Consider the following 17,706-nt stretch of genomic DNA (forward strand, 5'->3'; position numbering starts at 1 on the left):
CCCCATCCTCACCCTGTCCCTCCCCTTGAAGGGGAGGGGACGTAGGGGACCCTTCTCCTGCCGAAACAAGTCGCGGAGGGCGTCCCTTCTCTTTCAAGGAGAAGGACAGGATGAGGATGGGGGGTAAGACTATTCAGGAAAGAAAAAGGCCCGCGGAAGCGGGCCTTGAACGCGGATCCACCGCCGAAGCGGCGACGGGCGGGTTGGCTGGTCAGCTGTGGGACATCTCCGTGAAGACGGCCTGTGCCCCCTCCCGGATCTCCTCGATGGAGAGGTCCCTGGTGTGGGTGGCGAGCATCCAGTTGTAACCGAAGGGATCCCGGACGGAGCCCATCCGGTCGCCCCAGAACATCTCCTGGACCGGCATCTGCGCCTGGGCACCGCAGGCCACGGCTCTCTGGAAGGCGGCGTCGACGTCCTCGACGTAGAGGTAGAAGCCGACCGGGGAGCCTCCCGCACTCTCCGCGCTCTTGCACTGCTGTTCGGGATGCTCCTCGCCCAGCATGATGATCGAGTTGCCCACCATCATCTCGGCGTGCATGATCCCCTTGCCGTCCGGCCCCTCCATGGCGTAGCGCTCCTTGGCGCCGAAGGCCTCCTTGTAGAAGTTGAGGGCCTTGCGGGCGTCCTTGAACGTGAGGGCCGGAGTGACGGTGCCATATCCTTCGGGAATTGCCTTTGCCATGGTCTCCTCCTGTCTGGCGACTTTTTCCTTCATGGTAGCACGTTGGCTCAGCTCAAACCAAGGCGGCATCCTTCAATTCGGACTTGAGCCACGCGTACACCACCGGGGCTGCGATCATGCCGGCCAGGCCGAAGACCGCCTCCATCACCAGCATGGCGCTCAGGATCTCCCACGAGCTCGCCTTGATCCGGCCCCCCACGATCTTGGCGTTGGTAACGTACTCGAGCTTATGGATGATGAGCAGGAAGACCAGCGAGGCGACGCCGGCCGCTGGCGAGACCCCCAAGGCGATCAGCACGATCAGGGTGTTGGAGATCAGGTTCCCCGCTACGGGAAGGAGTCCGGTAACGAAGGTAAGCAGGATCAGCAGGGTGGACATGGGGAGGCGCATGCCGCACAGCGGCAGGATCCCCTCCAGGTAGATGGCAGTCAGTACGGTGTTGATGGAGGAGATCTTGACCTGGGCGAAGACCACCTTCTCGAAGGCGTCGGCCAGCGAGCGGAGCCTGTTGTGCAGGGCACCCACCAGCGGCGGCGGGTTCTCCCGCTCCTTCAAGCGATGCAGGACGGCGATGCCGCCGATCACCATGCCGAACAGGACGTGTACCACCACCCGGACGCCCGTTCTGCCGGCGTGGGTGATCTTCTGGGAGTGCCTGCGCAACAGGGCGGCCATTTCCCCCCGCACCTCCTCCACATCCTCGGGGATTTTGCTGGCCAGGGCGGGGGGGAGGCTCCGTTTGACGTTGTCCAGGGTCTCGGCCGCGGCATTGGTCAGGCTGGCCATACCGCCGTGGCTCTGGAAAAACCAGAAAAGCCCAAAGAATATGCCGGCCACCAGCGCCGCCACCACCAGGATGATCCCTGCCAGGGCGATGCCGTGGGCCTTGGAGCCCCAGCGGGCGGGAAGCCGACGGGCCAGCTTGGAGGTAAGCACGTAGACGGCCAGACCGGCCAGCACCGCGGACAACAGGTGGAATTCCAGCACGAGGTAGACGGAGAAGGCGGCGAGCAGATAACTGACGGCAAGAGGAGATGGCATGTCGCACCTTGGTCGAAACCGGTTATCGTGCGCCAGGAGAGAGGTGAGCGGACAATGGGGCCATGCTGCACGAAGTAATAGTACGGGGGCGTTCCTCGTTTGCAAGGGGAGGAACGGTGGCGCCCCAGTCGGAAAATCCGCTCTCCCGGAGGGAGGGTTAGGGAGAGGAGACTGCGGCCGGCGCTATCAGGTAGCTCCTAGTGCTGAGGGGAAGGCTTGGCGACAGGAATAGTCGATGAAGCAAGGCGGCTGCAGTATTTGGCCGGGTGCAGCGGCAATCCGAGTTGTCAAAAGGTGCTTATGATAGAAGCTAATAGATAGCCTGTGTCACAAAAGGAGAAGGGTCTTTCAGTCAGAAACATAAGTGGTGCTGTCATAGAGGATAAGAGGGGAAAGGTGAAGAAAAATGGTTGCAAAGGGGAGTGAGTGATGGTAAAAAATAATAGAGCAATTTAACTATTGACAGCCAATTTTCTGACAGCGCAGTCCAGCCAAATACAGTTCGACAAGCTGTCTAACCGGCTTCAACCACCGCTCTTCCTTCATCAATCACCTAGACTCAGGCTCCTTCGCTGTGAGGAGTTGCAACCGGCGCGGACTGCAGGGGCAGACCCCCGCCGTAATACCAAGCTAAGCTGGAGGCACCATGGATCAGTCAGAAATCTTGCTCGTCGAAGACGACATGAATTGCAAGGAACTGGCCCTGAGAGCGCTCAAAAAGGCGGGCTACGGTAAGGTTGCGGTTGCACGGGACGGCGTGGAAGCCCTCGGCATGCTGATGGGCGACGGTGGCGAGGAGCCGGCGGGTAGCGGGCCGCTCTTCGTTCTTTTGGACATGAAGCTCCCCAAGCTGGACGGCATCGGGGTGCTGCAGCGGCTGCGCAGCCACGAAAGGACGCGTGGCCTCAACATCTTCAGCCTCTCCTCTTCGCAGGATCCTTCCGAGATTCAACAGTGCCTGAACCTGGGCGTGCTGGCGGTGCTCCCCAAACCGCTGGACCCGGAGCGCCTGAAAAAGTGGTTTCCCGACCACTCCGCGGCGCTCTCCTGACGACGGGGTGACCGAGTCCGAGCCATCCGGCTAGGGGACGGCAGGCATCTTCAGCGCATCCTCGATCACGATCTCCAGCTCCGCCAGGGTGACCTCCTTGAGTCCCAGCACCTGCGCCTCCGCGCGCGCGGGGAGGATGATGCCCGGGTCGCCCCTCAGGCCGATGCCGAGCTTGAGGCAGGCGGCGTTGGCGAGGCGCACTATGGCCAGCAGCAGGTTGCCGCGGTCCCAGACCTCCTCCTCGTGGCCGGCCACCACGGCGCAGTAGACCTTTGGCATATGCCACTGCATCATCAGTTGCTGGCCCTGCTCCACATGCAGGGCCACCAGCACCTCCTCAAGGACGGCGCGGTTGGCGGCCATCCTGAAGTTCTCCTCCCGGCAGATCTCCTCCATCACCTTCAAAAGGAACAGCTTGCCGATGTCGTGCAGCAGTCCGGCCAGGAAGGCCTCCTGCGACAGCTCCGCAGCCCCCACCTTGCGGGCCAGCCACTTGCTCCCCACCGCGCTGCAGAAGGCGTGCTTCCAGAGCAGCTGCATGAGGGCGTTGTACCTGGGGTCGTCCGAGCGGTACAGCTCCTTCTGGGTGGTGAGCATGGCCAGGTTGGCCACTTCCCGGGAGCCCAGCCTGATGATGGCCTCACGGATGGTCCCCACCTTGGTGAGGCCGGCGTAGAGGGGGGAGTTGGCCGCCCTCAGCACCTGGCTTGCCAGTCCCGGGTCGGCCATGATCAGCTGGTGGATCTCCTCGATGCTGAATTCGGGGCGGCTCAGCGCCTGCTGCAGCTTGAGCGCCACCACGTGGAAGACCGGCACACTGGGTGAGCCGGTCTGCAGGCGCTCCTTGACTATTTCCACTAGGGACGTTGGCTGGGACATCGAGTCTGCTCTTCCTCTGTAACGGCCGCGCTAGCGGCAGGTGGAGCCGGTCGGAGGGTGCCGGCTGGCTCCCTCCGCAACAGCTGCGAATCGGGGCGGCCGTTTAGTGGCCGGTGATGCGTCTTAGTTCGTTGAAGGGGCGCGGAAGCCCTATGCGCGGCAGGTCCCGCAGTACCTCCTGCAGCGAGATGAGCCCTTTGGACGCCTTCACCAGTCCGTCCTCGAAGAGGGTCACCATGCCGGGGGTCTCCATGGCCAGGCGCCGGATCTCCGAGGCCGAACGGTTCTCCATGATGGCCTCCTTCATCGCCTCGCTCATCACCAAAAGCTCAAACACTGCCGTCCTGCCGCGGTAGCCGGTGAAGCGGCACTGCTTGCAGCCGCGCCCCACCCTGAACTGGGTGCCCGCCAGGTCCTTAGGGACGTAGCCGAGCTTGCTGAACTCGGCGGCGGAGGGGAGGTACGGCTGCGCGCAGTCGTTGCAGACCATGCGGAGCAGACGCTGGGCCAGCACGCAGGTCACGGTGGAGGAGATCAGAAACGGCTCGATCTGCATGTGCATCAGGCGCAGCACGGCGCCGATGGTGTCCACCGTGTGGAAGGTGGTCAGCACCTTGTGACCGGTGAGCGCGGCCTGGATGGCGGTCTCGGCGGAGAAGGTGTCCCGGATCTCCCCCAGCACGATGACGTCGGGGTCCTGCCGGACGATGTGGCGCAGGGTCTCGTCGAAGGTGACGCCGATCTTGGGGTTGATGGAGCATTGGGCGACCCCCTCCATCACGAACTCCACCGGGTCCTCGGCGGTCACGATGCTGGTGTTGACGTTGTTGAGCTTCCCCACGCAGCTGTAAAGGGTGGAGGTCTTGCCGCTGCCGGTGGGCCCGGTGATGATCATGATCCCGGAGGGGGCGGCCAGCGCCTCGTTCATGAACAGGTCCAGCATGCGCGGGGTCATGCCGATCTGCTGGACGTCCAGGATGGCGGACTTCTTGCTCAAAAGCCTCAGCACGATCTTCTCGCCGAAGATGGTGATGAAGAAGGAGACCCTGAGGTCGAGGTTGAAGCCGTGCTGGCGGCTCTCGTAGAGGATACGGCCGTCCTGGTGGCGCCTCTTCTCGGCGATGTCGGCCTGCGCCATCACCTTGATGCGGGAGGTGATCTGGGGGGCGATCTCGAGGGGGAGGTCCAGGTGCGGCATCATCACGCCGTCCTGGCGGAAGCGGACCCGGATCCGGTCCTTGAGCGGCTCGATGTGGATGTCGCTCGCCCGTTGGGCCATCGCCTCGTCCAGGATCCGGTTGACGATGCCGGCCACCGTGTTGTCGTCGGCCGCGGCCGGCTCGTCGCTCCCCGCATTCTCGGCGTTGGCGATGGCGGTCAGGATGGACTTGCGGCTGGCGATGGCCGGCTGCAGGTCGTGCCCGAACAGGGTCTCGGCCGCCACCCGGGAGCGCATCTCCAGCGGGTTGGCGAAGGCGACGGTGGCGGTGCCGTTCTCCAGGGAGACCGGCACGAACAGCGAGTCGCGGAAGAGCTGGAAGGGGGCCCGGTTGAAGAGCTTCCTGTCCAGCTTGCGGAACTCCAGCTCCGCCACCGGGAAGCCGAGCTGGAAGGAGAGCACCTCGATCAGCTTCCTCTCCTCGATGAAGCCGTTTTCCACGAAGATGTCCCCCAGCATCTTGTGCTCGGTCCCTTCCTTCTGCAGGTTGAGCGCGGCCTGCAGGTCGTTCCTGCTCAGGTAGCCGAGCTCGACCAGGAAGTCCCCGATCCTAAGCGACGGCGTGTTGGTGCGCAGGGTGCGGGCCACGCTGTCGGCCGAGACGTACTCGAGCTCCTGGAGGACGTCGATCAGGGTCTTGTCGGAGTGGAGCTTGGCGTGCACCCGCTGGGCGTAGCTGAGCTGCTCGGGGGTGATCACCCCTTCCCTGACCAGCAGGGCGGCGATCTCGCCCGCTGCGCCTGGCACGGCTGCTTCCGGTATCTCGCTCATGGGTTCTCCGCTGGCTGCCGCTCCGGTTCCGGCGTCCTCCTGCAGTCAGCGAGCGGCAGGGGAGGGGAGCCTTCGGGCAGGGTAGCTCTACCTGTAAGGGGATGTGCTGGCCGAGGGGGCCTGCGTTTGGTCGGGGGTGGATACAGAAAGAGGCCCCCGTGACGGCGGGGGCCTCTTTCTGCTGAAGACGGGGGGCTATTCCCCCTTGTGGTCGTCGCCGCGTCCGGCCTTGATCTCGATTTCATCCTTGCCGTTGGACGCTTTTTTGAAATTCTTGATGCTCTTGCCGAGTGCGCCGCCGATTTCGGGGAGCCGGTTGGCGCCAAAAACAACCAGCACGATTACTAGTACAACGATCAGCTCCGGCAACCCGAATCCGAACATGTGCACCTCCCTTTTTAGGTAGTGATTGGTGCAGTATGGCATCGGGCCCATAAAAAAGTCAAGCAGTTACCGGCAGCGCGCTATCCCTGCGGCGGTGCCAATATCACCCAGTAGATATTAAATTAAATTCATTGCGTTTTTCGTTAAAGATTGTTATAGGATATACCCTCGATTGGGCCAGTTACCTCAAGTAAGGGGGTTTCGGTGAACAAGACGATCCTGCTGGTGGAGGACAATCCGGACGATGAGGCGCTCACCCTCCGGGCTGTCCGCAAGCATATGCAACATGGTGTGGCAGTTGCCCGCGACGGGGCCGAGGCGCTCGAGTTCCTGTTCGCCACCGGCCGCCACGCCTCACGTGACGTTTCCATCCCGCCGCTTTTGGTGCTGCTCGACCTCAAGCTCCCCAAGGTGAACGGGCTGGAGGTGCTGCGGCGGGTCAGGGAAGACGCCAGGACCCGCTCCATCCCGGTCATCATCTTCACCTCCTCCACCGAGGAGCAGGACATCCTGGACAGCTACCGGCTGGGGGCCAACAGTTACATCCGCAAGCCGGTCGACTACGGCCAGTTCTGCGACGACCTGAAGCAGGTGATGAACTACTGGCTCTGCGTGAACCAACTCCCCCCCCAGAGGGCCTGCGCCGCCTGAACTGCCTGAGTCAAGGCTATGGCGGCCAAGGGCTCGCCCCTTGTTCCTCCCCGCCGCGCCGTGCTATAGTCCTCTGATGGAAAAATTCGAGCTACTGACCGACTTCCAGCCGCGCGGCGACCAGCCGCGGGCCATCGAGGAACTCACCCAAGGCGTGTTGAGGGGTGACCGGCACCAGGTTCTTTTAGGGGTGACCGGCTCCGGCAAGACCTTCACCATGGCCCAGGTGATCGCCCGCGCCAACCGCCCCGCTCTGGTGCTCGCCCCCAACAAGACCCTGGCCGCCCAGCTCTACGGCGAGTTCAAGGAACTGTTCCCCAACAACGCCGTCGAGTACTTCGTCTCCTATTACGACTACTACCAGCCCGAAGCCTACCTCCCCGCCTCCGACACCTTCATCGAGAAGGACTCCTCGATCAACGACGAGATCGACAAGTTCCGCCATTCCGCCACCAGGAGCCTCTTGACCCGGCGCGACGTGATCATCGTGGCCTCGGTCTCCTGCATCTACGGCATCGGTTCGCCCGAGTCCTACCAGGAGATGCAGATCCGGCTCCGGGAAGGGGACGATCTGGAGCGAGACGAGTTCCTGAAGAGGCTGGTCGCCATCCAGTACGAGCGAAACGACGTCGACTTCCACCGCGGCAGCTTCCGGGTGAGAGGGGACACCGTGGAGGTCTTCCCGGCCCATGACGACGAGCGGGCCATCCGGGTGCAGTTCTTCGGCGACACCATCGACGCCATCTCCGAGATCGATCCCCTGCGCGGGGTGCAGATGCAGAAAATGTCCCGCTTCGCCATCTACCCCGCCTCCCATTACGTGGCCTCACGCGCCACCCAGGAGCGGGCGGTGGAGTCGATCCGGCTGGAGCTGGAGGAGCGCCTGCGCTACTTCAGGGGGCAGAACATGCTCCTTGAGGAGCAGCGCATCGAGCAGCGCACCTTCTTCGACATCGAGATGATCGAGCAGATGGGGTTCTGCCAGGGGATCGAGAACTACTCGCGGCACTTCGACGGGCGCGCCCCGGGTGAAGCCCCCTACACGCTGATCGATTACTTCCCGCCCGACTTCCTGATGGTGATCGACGAGTCGCACATCACCGTCCCCCAGGTGGGTGGCATGTACAGGGGCGACCGCAGTCGCAAGGAGACCCTGGTCAACTACGGCTTCCGGCTCCCCTCCGCGCTGGACAACCGGCCGCTCACCTTCCAGGAGTTCCAGAAAAAGTTAAACCAGGTGGTCTACGTCTCCGCGACCCCCGCCGAGCACGAGCTGAAAGCCTCGGCAGGCGTGGTGGTGGAGCAGGTGATCCGCCCCACCGGCCTTATCGACCCGGCCATCGAGGTGCGCCCGGCGGCCGGCCAGGTGGACGACCTCCTGCACGAGGCGCGCGAGACGGCGGCGCGCGGCGAGAGGGTGCTGGTCACCACCCTCACCAAGCGGATGGCGGAGGAGCTCACCGACTACTACCGCGAGCTGGGGGTCAAGGTCCGCTACCTGCACTCCGACATCGACACCTTCCAGAGGATGCAGATCTTGAGGGAACTCCGCCTCGGGGAATTCGACCTCCTGGTGGGGATCAACCTGCTGCGCGAGGGTCTCGACCTGCCGGAGGTTTCCCTGGTGGCCATCCTGGACGCCGACAAGGAAGGGTTCCTGCGTTCCACCCGCTCGCTGATCCAGACCTGCGGCCGAGCGGCCAGGAACGTGTCCGGGCGGGTTATCATGTACGCCGACAAGGTGACCGGCTCCATGCAGGATGCCATCGACGAGACCCTGCGCCGGCGCGAGCTGCAGTCGGCCTACAACCTGGAGAACGGCATCACCCCCGAGAGCGTTAAGCGGGCCATCGCCAACACCTTGCAGGCGCCTGAGGAGCGTGACTGGGTGACCGTGCCGGTTAACGAGGAGGACCTGGTCAAGGTGAAGGACCTGCCCAAGCTGGTCAAGAAGCTCAGGAAAGAGATGCTGGCGGCGGCCAAGGAGATGGAGTTCGAGCGGGCGGCGGAGCTTAGGGACAGGATCAAGCGGCTGGAGACGGCAGAGGTGATGAAGGGATAGAGACGTCCCCGTTGAGCGGGGGCGATCCCCTCGCCCCGTTAGGGGAGAGGGTGGCCGAAGGCCTGGTGAGGGCTGCCCCGAGTTGCCAGAGAGTCCCGCCCTCACCCCTGCCCCTCTCCCCCGAGGGGGCGAGGGGGTACATTGGAGTGGGGTTTATTTCGGAGTGGTTTATTCGGTAGGTTGTTGCGAAGCGGCAGCAGGTTTTCTCCGCCGCCGTCTCCGGCGCCGCTTCTTCTTCGGAGCCTCTTCGCCCGTGGCCTCGGCCTTGGTCTCAGCGGAGGGGATTCCCAGCGCCTGCTCCTGGGCAAAGCTCTCCCACCACTCGGCCAGCGACCTCTTTGGCTTGTTGAGCGACTCGATGAAGCGCAGGTACTGCAGCGCGTCGGCGAAGCTCTTCCTGGCCAGGAAGCCGCGCCCGTTCCTGCCCGGCGTCTTCTGGAAACGGTGCTGGCAGGAGAGGATCTCGCGAACCGCTATCAGCACACGGTTGGGGACCGCCACCGTGGGTAGGAGTTCTGCGGCGAAGTCCGCCACCGCCATGTCGATTGCCTGCTGGGGCGGGGCTCCCTGCCGCCGGAAGTCCAGCATCTTCTCTTCCAGGTACTCCCCGAACATCAGGGCCAGCAGCAGCGGAGGCGACACCGGCTCTCCCTTGGCCAGGAGATCGTCGACCCATTCCAGCGCCTTGCCCACCCGCGCGTGCGGGAAGCCGCCCGACTCGCGGGCCAGCCAAGCGTCGAAGTGGGGGAAGAGCGGCTCGAAGAGGCCGCAGTGCCTCAGCATCTGATAGGTCCGTTCCCCGGCACCCAGCAGAAGGAGCTTCAGCACCTCTTCGTACAGGCGCGGCGGCGTCGCCTTGTTGATGGTCTGGCAAAGCTCCTCGATGGCGGCCTCGGTCCGCTCTTCGATGTTGAAGCCGAGCATGGAGGCGAAGCGGACGGCGCGGATCATGCGCACGGGGTCCTCGGTGAAGCGGACCAGCGGATCGCCAATGGTCCGGATCACGCCGTTTTTCAGGTCCTCCATCCCCCCCACGTGATCGATGATGGAGAAGTCGGCGATGTTGTAGAAGAGGGCGTTGACCGTGAAGTCGCGCCGGACGGCGTCTTCCTCGGGGGTGCCGAAGACGTTGTCGCGGAGCACCATGCCGTCCTCGCTTTTCAGCATGCGGGGACCGTGGCGCCGCAGTTCGCGCTCGTGCTCAAGCGCGTCGGCCTCGGCGGTGGAAAGCTCTTCGCCGGACTCGCTTGACTGCTGGACGGGTTCTTCGACCGCCGCTTCCAGGGCCGGTTCGGCCTCTTCTTCCGGAGCGGGGAGGTCGGTGGCCGAGGAGCGGAAGGTGGCGACTTCGATGATCTCGTCGTGGAAATGAAGGTGGGCGAGCCGGAAGCGGCGGCCGATCAGGCGGCAGTTGCGGAAGAGCTTCTTGAGCTGGCCGGGGGTGGCGTCGGTGACCACGTCGAAGTCCTTGGGCTCACGCCCCAACAGCAAGTCGCGCACGCCGCCACCGACCAGGTAGCCGATGAAGCCGTGCTCCTTCAACTTGTAGAGAACTTTGACGCTGTTTGTGCTCAGAAGGGAGCGGGAAATGCCGTGTTCGGCGCGAGGTATGATGACTGTTTCGAGATCGGTGTTCATTGCGCTGAAAATAGCATAGAATTCACCCGAAGAAAAGGTTGGTAACTTAATTTTGTTGACTTTCGTCATGCGTCACTCGACTTGTTTCTGGTAATTTCACCTCCATGGCATACAGCAAAGAGAAAACAGCGGAACAGGAAAAAGACATCAGGGTGCTGAACACCTTCATCCGCACCTATTGCCGCGGCAAGCACGGAAGTCGCAAGGGAGAGCTCTGTGAGGAGTGCAGTTCCCTTCTTGATTATGCCAGGCAGAGAAGGGCTAAGTGTCCGCTCGACCCCAAGCCCGACTGCAAGCATTGTCCGATCCACTGCTACGCCAAGGCTCAGCGGGCAAAGATCCGCGAGGTGATGGCCTACTCCGGGCGCCGCCTGTTGCTGCGGGGACGCCTCGATCTGCTCTGGCACTATTTTTTCTGATCGGTTATGGTAACCGTGCAAACTATGGTATCAGCCTCGGCGGTCAGTCGGGCTGGTTAGCATTGAACGACTTCAGCTAAAAAGGGGATCACACGAATATGATCAGGAAAATAGTTAACATCGACCAGGAGAAATGTGACGGCTGCGGACTCTGCGTCCCTTCCTGTGCCGAGGGGGCCATCAGCATCGTGGACGGTAAGGCGCAGATCGCCGCTGACAACCTCTGTGACGGCCTGGGCGCCTGCCTGGGCGACTGCCCAAAGGACGCCATCACCATCATCGAGCGTGAAGCCGACGAGTTCGACGAGGAGGCAGTAGAAGAGCATCTCCACAAGAAGGCGGCCTCCGGAGAGCCCAAACCGGCAGCTGCGCACGCGGCGCCGGCCGCTCACCATCATCACGGCGGCTGCCCCGGTTCGCGGGTGGCGTCCTTCACCGCTCCCCCGACCCAGGAGGCTCACTCCTCCGGGATGCAGCCGAGCCAGCTCGCCCAGTGGCCCGTCCAGTTGCACCTGGTGCCGGTTACCGCTCCCTACTTCCAGAACGCCGATCTCTTGATCACCGCCGACTGCGTACCCTTCGCCTATGCCGGCTACCACCGCGAGTTCCTGGCCGGCAAGGCGGTGGTCATCGGTTGTCCCAAGCTGGACGACAACAGCGCCTACCTGCAGAAGCTGACCGAGCTGTTCAGGGTTTCCAGCATCAAGTCGATCACCGTCTTGAGGATGGAGGTCCCCTGCTGCGGCGGCATCGTGATGGCCGCCCGCCAGGCGCTGGCCGCCTCCGGCAAGGAGATCCCCTTCCGCGAGGTCACCATCAGCATCCGTGGCGAGGTGGTGGAGCGCTAGCCGCGGTCATCCCCGAGTCAAACCGAGTACTGGCGCTCGCAGGAGTAGCCATCCCAAAAGGGCCGGAGTATCCTCCGGCCCTTATTTTTGCGCGCAGTTGTTGGAGTTCACGGCTTCAGGACAAAAAGGATAATTTTTGTCTTTTTTGTTTGACAAGGGGGGGAGTGGCTGGTAGAGTTTGCGACATTGAATTGAATCTACCACAAAGGAGAAAACCTTATGAGCCTCACCACCTTGGTAACCAAGGAAGCCCCCGACTTCACCGCACAGGCCGTCCTGCCCGATAACACCTTCGCTGAGCTCACCCTCTCCAACTATCGCGGAAAGTACGTGCTGCTCTTCTTCTATCCGCTTGATTTCACCTTTGTCTGCCCTTCCGAGATCCTCGCCTTCGACAAGAGACTGGCGGAGTTCAAGGAGAAGAACTGCGAAGTGATCGGCGTCTCCATCGACTCCCGCTTCACCCACCTCGCCTGGAAAAACACTGCGGTCGAAAATGGCGGCATCGGCAATATCCGCTACCCGCTGGTCGAGGACCTCAACAAGTCCATCGCCAGGTCCTACGGCATCCTCTTGAACGAGTCGGTCGCGCTGCGTGGCCTGTTCCTGATCGACACCAAAGGGGTGGTCCGCCACTCGGTCATCAACGACCTGCCGCTGGGCAGGAGCGTTGGCGAGGCGCTCAGGATGCTGGACGCGCTCCAGTTCGTTGAGACCCACGGCGGCGAGGTTTGCCCGGCCAACTGGCAGGAAGGTGAGGAGTCCATGAAAGCCTCCACCCAGGGCGTCGCCGAATACCTCAAGAAGAAGCACGCCAAGTAGCCTCCGCCGTCTCGCAGAAAAACCGGAAAACGGCGTGGTTCCCCTACCGGAATCGCGCCGTTTTTCATGGTGAACTCCGCAGGGAGGCGCCGGACGGAAGGGAAGTGGTTGGAAACAGCTGCCAAGCTTGCCAAGGCAGGGCTTCTATGTTAAAACGACCTAGCTTTCCCAATCGTCGGAAGCCTCAAGAGGAGTGAAGATGCGTACCAAGGCGACGTTGTTAACGATGCTGCTGCTCCTGCTCATTGCCTCACCTTCGTTTGCCCTCGACGGCCCCCAGCCTGAGGCCGTTGCGGAGAAGATGTCCTTCAAGCTGGTGCGAGGGGTGACCAACGTGGCGACCTGCGTGGTCGAAGTCCCCAAGCAGACAATCCTGATGTCGCGGGACCGCGGTGCCATCGCCTACGTGGTGGGACCCCTGAAGGGGATAGGGATGATGGTCTACCGGCTGTTCTGCGGTGTGACGGAGACGGTCTTTTTCCCGGTACCCCAGCCCGGCTACTACGACTCGATGATAGCGCCCGAATTCGTGTGGCAGGGATGGGAAGAAAAGAGGGCCGAGCCGAAAAAGCAGGAGGCAGAGGCTCCCAAAGAAGGGGGGTAAGATGTCCAAGCGCTTTGTGATGCAGACCCTGCTGGTACTCGCCGTTTGCCTGTGCCTCACCCCCGGCCGCGCCAGGGCCCAGTCCGATACCCTCGACATCGACGACGCATCGGCGCAGGAGATAGTGGGGGGGATGAGCAACAAGTTCGCCCGCGGTGTGACCAACATCGGGACGGGATGGCTGGAATTCCCCAAGCAGATCTACACCACCACTCAAGAGGAAGGGGTGACCAAGGGGGTGTTGCTGGGGCCGATCAAGGGGATTGGCATGACGGTGGCCCGCACGCTGGCGGGTGTGGGGGACGCGGCGCTCTTCTTCGTTTCCTATCCGGGTTTCTTTTCGCCTCTCATCGATCCGCCCTTCGTCTGGGAGAAGGAATAAGGAAAACGCGGGCCGCTATCACCGGATAGCGTCCTCGATATCTATGAAAGTCTAAGCGGGGCGGGCCTTGGTCCGCCCTGTTTTTATTTGGTCATGAGGAGTTTTGCGGATCGTTTTGGACATGCAAAGCCGACACATCAAGCTCTTAACCCGTTCGTCCTGAGCCTGTCGAAGCCTGTCCTGAGCCCGTCGAAGGGGATAGCTTGTGACGGTCGGGAAAGGGTACTTCGACAAGCTCAGCACGAGCGGACACCGACTTCACTTTTTAGGGCCCGAAGTTTGGTAAAAGGATTTGCGGAAGGAGTCGAAACGAAAAAAGGCCGCATCGTGAGATGCGGCCTTTCCTGCAATTGCCCGGAAGGGAAATTACTTTGCAGCCGGAGCGGCCGGAGCGGCAGCCGGAGCTTCTTCTTTCTTCTCGGCTTTCTTCTCAGCTTTCTTAGCCGGCTTCTTAGCTTTCTTGGCTTTCTTAGCTTTCTTAGCCGGAGCTTTCTCAGCTTTTTCTTCTTTCTTCGGCTCGCCAGCAGCCGGAGCAGCAGCCGGGGTAGCGTCAGCAGCGAAAACAACGCCAGCGAAAGCAACAGCAACGAGAGCAGCAACTACGGAGGACAGAACTTTTTTCATTGTGAATCTCCTTTGAAGATGATTGATGGCTTGACAGGAGCAGTTTTTGTGCCAGCTTCTCATTATATTCGTAACGTACCGTAACATCGTGGTATGGTTCCGAAAGAGCCCGATCCTCCCTCCTTCGTTGCACCCCATATGCTCCAGTCGATACCCCATATGAGGTATGCATCCGGGCCGAGAACGACGGCAGATTGGTCGAAATCGGGGATAATACGGTTGCCAGCAGTAAACAGAATTGTTACTATGTCCGGTCATAGTAAGCATTCGAGAGGACTTTTTGAGCAACAATATACTTTTATCAGTGGAAAAGCCCGCCCGCTACATGGGCGGAGAGATGGGTACCGTCACCGGAAGGGAAGGGGAGCTGACCTTCGTACTCGCCTTCCCGGACGTTTATGAAATAGGGATGAGTCACCTGGGGCTGCAGGTCCTCTACGGGGTCCTGAAGGAAGTGCCCTGGATTTCGCCGGAGCGGGTCTACGCCCCCTGGCCGGACCTGGAAGAGATGCTGCGCTCGGAAGGTAAGCCGCTGGTCACCCTGGAGGATGGCACCCCCCTCACCAAGGCCGACATCCTGGGCTTCACCCTGCAGTACGAGCTCTCCTATACCAATATTCTCAACATGCTGGATCTCTCCGGCATCCCGCTCCTGGCCGCCGAACGCGATGAGCGCTATCCGCTGGTGCTGGGGGGAGGCCCCTGCGCCTACAACCCGGAGCCGCTGGCGGACTTCTTCGACGCCTTCCTGATCGGTGACGGCGAGGAGGCGGTGATCGAGATCGCCGCCTGCGTGCGGGACTGGAAGAAGGAGGCACTCTCCAAGGCGGTCCTTTTGGAGCGGCTCTCCAAGATCGCCGGAGTGTACGTCCCGAGCTTTTTCCAGGTGAGCTATAAGGACGGTGGCGAGATAGACCGGATCACCCCCCTGCGTGAGGGATACTCAAGCGTCCGGCGCCGGTTCGTGGCTGACCTGGAGAAGGCGCTCTACCCCACCAAGCCGGTGGTCCCCTTCCTGAAAACGGTCCACGACCGGGTGAGCGTGGAGATCTCGCGCGGTTGCACCCGCGGCTGCCGCTTCTGCCAGGCGGGCTACATCTACCGGCCGGTACGCGAGAGAAGCCCGGAGCGCGTGTTCGAGATCGTGGAGGAGGCGCTGGCAAACACCGGCTACGACGAGGTGTCGCTGCTCTCCCTTTCCACCGGTGACTACGGCTGCCTCACCCCGCTGTTGAAGGGGCTGATGGACCGCTACGCGGCCAAGAAGAAGGCGGTCTCGCTTCCCTCCATGCGGGTGGGGAGCCTGAGTCCCGAGATGGCCGAGGAGGTGCGGCGGGTCCGTAAGACCGGTTTCACCCTGGCCCCCGAGGCGGGGAGCGAGCGGCTGAGAAGCGTGATCAACAAGGGGATCAGCGAGGCCGACCTCTTGGACAACGCCCGCGCCGTCTACAGCGCCGGCTGGCGGCTGATCAAGCTCTACTACATGATCGGTCTCCCGACCGAGACCATGGAAGACGTGCAGGGGATCGTAGACATCTCCCGGGAGGTCAAGCGCCAGGGTAAGCTGGCCGGTTCCGGCGGCGACGTCAACGTCTCGGTCTCCAGCTTCGTACCCAAGCCGCATACCCCGTTCCAGTGGGAGCCGCAGATAAGCGAAGAGGAGATCATTGAGAAGCAGCGCTATCTGCGGGGCGAGCTCAAGAAGAAAAAGCTGATCATGAAGTGGCAGGAGTCGTCGCTCTCCGTCATGGAGGGTGTCTTCGCCCGCGGTGATCGCCGACTTTCCAGGCTGCTTATCGAGGCCCATCGGCTGGGCTGCCGCTTTGACGGCTGGTGGGAGCATTTCGACCGCAACAAGTGGGAGCAGGCCTTCCAGAATGCCGGCCTCGATCCCCGTTTCTACCATCGTCGCCGCGAGCTCGACGAGACCCTCCCCTGGGACCACCTCGACTGCGGCGTCAGCCGAGAGTTCCTGATCGCCGAGCGCAAAGCCTCCCTGCAAGGGGCCGCCACCCCGGATTGCCGGCTCGGTACCTGCGTCGGCTGCGGCGTCTGCGATTTCGAAGAGGTTAAGCTCAGGCTGCACGAGCCGGTGCCCTTCGGCGCCTATGCCAGTGAAGCAGAAGCGGGCGAGCAGTCCGAGCAGGGGCAGCGGATCAGGGTCCGTTTCGAGAAGCTGGGGAGGATGCGTTTCTTGAGCCACCTCGAGATGCTGACCCTGTTCGTGCGCGCCGTGGGCCGCGCGGCCGTCCCCATCCGCTACTCGCAGGGATTCCATCCGCATCCCAAGTTCTCCTTCGCCACCGCGCTGTCGGTCGGTGTCGAGTCCTACGCGGAGTACATGGATTTCGAGGTGGAGCCGGGCTACAGCGCGGAGCAGCTGCAGGAGGCCCTGAACAAGAGCCTGCCCGAAGGTGTTCGCGTGGTGGAGTCAGTGGAGATTCCCTTCAAGGCCCCCTCGCTGTCGGTGATCATGGAGCGGGTCCGCTACCGGGTGACCCTTCCGGAAGAACTGGCCGCCGATCTCCCCGCGAAGGTGGCCGCCTTCCTGGCGCTGGAATCGTCGCCGCTTCGGCGTGAGAAACGCGGCAAGGTGATCGAGTTCGACCTGCGCCATGAGCTGTCCGAGCTGAGCTCTGAGGGACGCACCCTGGAGATGGTGGTCGGGCGCGGCAAGCCGGCGGAGTACGCGGCTGCCATCCTGGGCGTGCCGCTGGAGGCGCTCAAGGACGCGCGGCTGGAAAAGATCGAGGTGCTCTTCGCGCAGGAAAGTGCGGAGGAAAGTGCCGCCTCAAACAGTTAATGTTTTGAAATTTATTTTATATAAGAAGGGGTTAGCATGGGAAACGAGCTGGTTATCAATACCACCTCCCACGAAACCCGTATCGCGCTCATCGAAAACGGCACCATCGCGGAGCTGTATGTAGAGAGGAGCAGGGTCAAGGGGATCATCGGCAACATCTACAAGGGGAGGGTGGTCCGGGTGCTGCCCGGCATGCAGGCGGCGTTCGTGGACATCGGCCTGGAGAAGGCAGCCTTCCTCTACGTGGCGGACGTCTTCGACTCGGTGGAGGAGTACGATACCTTCATCGAGCGGGAAGGGGAGGAGCCGGTCCCGCACCCGCTCCACCCGATCGAGGAGCTCTTGCAGGAAGGGCAGGAGCTCTTGGTGCAGATCTCCAAGGAGCCGATCGGCACCAAGGGGGCGCGCATCACCGCGCACATCTCCCTGCCGGGACGCCACCTCGTCTACATGCCGACCGTGGACCACGTCGGCATCTCCCGCCGCATCGAGGACGAGGTCGAGCGCGAGCGCCTGAAAGAGATCGTCGACCGCATCAAGCCGGTCGGCGGCGGCTTCATCGTCCGCACCGTCTCGGAGGGAAAGAGCGAGGAGGACCTGGTCGCCGACCTGCACTACCTCACCAAGCTCTGGGAGGAGATCGCCAAGAAGAAGGACAAGGCCGGCGCTCCCAGCCTGATCCACTCCGACCTGGACGTCACCCAGAAGGTGGTGCGCGACATCCTGACCGAGTCGGTCGAGCGGATAGTGGTCGACTCCAAGCCGGAATACGACAAGATCGTGCAGTTCATCAGCACCTTCATGCCCAAGATGAAGTACTCC

At 62.4% G+C, this 17,706-nt stretch carries 17 protein-coding genes; 10 read left to right on the top strand and 7 right to left on the bottom strand.

What is annotated here, in order from left to right:
* Positions 1-211: 211 nt before the first annotated feature.
* Positions 212-685 (bottom strand): VOC family protein, encoded by a 474-nt coding sequence (locus tag VJ604_RS11410; protein ID WP_324082563.1) that lies wholly within the window; start codon positions 683-685, stop codon positions 212-214.
* A gap of 52 nt (positions 686-737) precedes the next feature.
* Positions 738-1,727, bottom strand: coding sequence for an AI-2E family transporter (locus VJ604_RS11415; protein ID WP_324082564.1), 990 nt, complete (start codon positions 1,725-1,727; stop codon positions 738-740).
* Between the two features lie 646 nt (positions 1,728-2,373).
* Here VJ604_RS11415 and VJ604_RS11420 point away from each other — a divergent pair.
* The gene (locus tag VJ604_RS11420) at positions 2,374-2,778 is read left to right on the top strand and encodes a response regulator (protein WP_324082565.1); all 405 of its coding nucleotides are present in this window, start codon (positions 2,374-2,376) and stop codon (positions 2,776-2,778) included.
* A 30-nt stretch (positions 2,779-2,808) separates the two neighbouring features.
* Here VJ604_RS11420 and VJ604_RS11425 read toward each other — a convergent pair whose 3' ends face one another.
* The 3 genes from VJ604_RS11425 to VJ604_RS11435 all read right to left on the bottom strand — a co-directional run bounded on the left by VJ604_RS11425 (position 2,809) and on the right by VJ604_RS11435 (position 6,031).
* Complete coding sequence (locus VJ604_RS11425) at positions 2,809-3,636, bottom strand: HDOD domain-containing protein (RefSeq protein ID WP_324082566.1); 828 nt, start codon at positions 3,634-3,636, stop codon at positions 2,809-2,811.
* 124 nt (positions 3,637-3,760) lie between these two features.
* Positions 3,761-5,647, bottom strand: a complete 1,887-nt coding sequence (locus VJ604_RS11430; protein ID WP_324082567.1) for a GspE/PulE family protein — start codon at positions 5,645-5,647, stop codon at positions 3,761-3,763.
* A 195-nt stretch (positions 5,648-5,842) separates the two neighbouring features.
* Positions 5,843-6,031: a twin-arginine translocase TatA/TatE family subunit gene (locus tag VJ604_RS11435; RefSeq protein WP_324082568.1), complete on the bottom strand. Its 189-nt coding sequence runs from the start codon at positions 6,029-6,031 to the stop codon at positions 5,843-5,845.
* A 204-nt stretch (positions 6,032-6,235) separates the two neighbouring features.
* Between VJ604_RS11435 and VJ604_RS11440 the strand changes: the two genes are divergently transcribed.
* Together VJ604_RS11440 and uvrB are read left to right on the top strand one after the other, a co-directional pair.
* The gene (locus VJ604_RS11440) at positions 6,236-6,682 is read left to right on the top strand and encodes a response regulator (RefSeq protein WP_324082569.1); all 447 of its coding nucleotides are present in this window, start codon (positions 6,236-6,238) and stop codon (positions 6,680-6,682) included.
* Positions 6,683-6,758: 76 nt separating this feature from the next.
* A complete protein-coding gene (gene uvrB / locus VJ604_RS11445; protein WP_324082570.1) occupies positions 6,759-8,744 on the top strand; it encodes an excinuclease ABC subunit UvrB in 1,986 nt (661 codons plus the stop codon).
* A gap of 168 nt (positions 8,745-8,912) precedes the next feature.
* Here the strand turns inward: uvrB and VJ604_RS11450 are convergent, their stop codons facing one another.
* Positions 8,913-10,382: a tRNA nucleotidyltransferase/poly(A) polymerase-related protein gene (locus VJ604_RS11450; protein ID WP_324082571.1), complete on the bottom strand. Its 1,470-nt coding sequence runs from the start codon at positions 10,380-10,382 to the stop codon at positions 8,913-8,915.
* A 104-nt stretch (positions 10,383-10,486) separates the two neighbouring features.
* Here VJ604_RS11450 and VJ604_RS11455 point away from each other — a divergent pair, with 104 nt between their 5' ends.
* The 5 genes from VJ604_RS11455 to VJ604_RS11475 all read left to right on the top strand — a co-directional run bounded on the left by VJ604_RS11455 (position 10,487) and on the right by VJ604_RS11475 (position 13,457).
* Positions 10,487-10,801: a nitrous oxide-stimulated promoter family protein gene (locus tag VJ604_RS11455; RefSeq protein ID WP_324082572.1), complete on the top strand. Its 315-nt coding sequence runs from the start codon at positions 10,487-10,489 to the stop codon at positions 10,799-10,801.
* A gap of 98 nt (positions 10,802-10,899) precedes the next feature.
* On the top strand, positions 10,900-11,649 hold the full coding sequence (locus tag VJ604_RS11460) for an ATP-binding protein (protein ID WP_324082574.1): 750 nt from the start codon (positions 10,900-10,902) through the stop codon (positions 11,647-11,649).
* 219 nt (positions 11,650-11,868) lie between these two features.
* Entirely contained in the window at positions 11,869-12,471 is a 603-nt protein-coding gene (locus tag VJ604_RS11465; protein WP_324082576.1) for a peroxiredoxin, read from the top strand.
* 199 nt (positions 12,472-12,670) lie between these two features.
* Positions 12,671-13,075 carry an exosortase system-associated protein, TIGR04073 family gene (locus VJ604_RS11470; RefSeq protein ID WP_324082578.1) on the top strand — a complete coding sequence of 135 codons (405 nt, stop codon included), beginning with the start codon at positions 12,671-12,673 and terminating at the stop codon, positions 13,073-13,075.
* Between the two features lies 1 nt (position 13,076).
* Entirely contained in the window at positions 13,077-13,457 is a 381-nt protein-coding gene (locus tag VJ604_RS11475) for an exosortase system-associated protein, TIGR04073 family (RefSeq protein ID WP_324082580.1), read from the top strand.
* A gap of 366 nt (positions 13,458-13,823) precedes the next feature.
* Here VJ604_RS11475 and VJ604_RS11480 read toward each other — a convergent pair whose 3' ends face one another.
* Positions 13,824-14,081, bottom strand: a complete 258-nt coding sequence (locus tag VJ604_RS11480; protein ID WP_324082581.1) for a hypothetical protein — start codon at positions 14,079-14,081, stop codon at positions 13,824-13,826.
* Between the two features lie 280 nt (positions 14,082-14,361).
* Between VJ604_RS11480 and VJ604_RS11485 the strand changes: the two genes are divergently transcribed.
* Both VJ604_RS11485 and VJ604_RS11490 read left to right on the top strand, forming a co-directional pair.
* Positions 14,362-16,884: a TIGR03960 family B12-binding radical SAM protein gene (locus VJ604_RS11485; RefSeq protein WP_324082583.1), complete on the top strand. Its 2,523-nt coding sequence runs from the start codon at positions 14,362-14,364 to the stop codon at positions 16,882-16,884.
* Between the two features lie 36 nt (positions 16,885-16,920).
* Positions 16,921-17,706 (top strand): ribonuclease E/G (locus tag VJ604_RS11490; RefSeq protein ID WP_324082586.1); only part of this gene is annotated, 786 nt, incomplete at its 3' end.

The sequence above is a fragment of the Geomonas sp. genome, assembly GCF_035254065.1.
GTDB lineage: Bacteria > Desulfobacterota > Desulfuromonadia > Geobacterales > Geobacteraceae > Geomonas.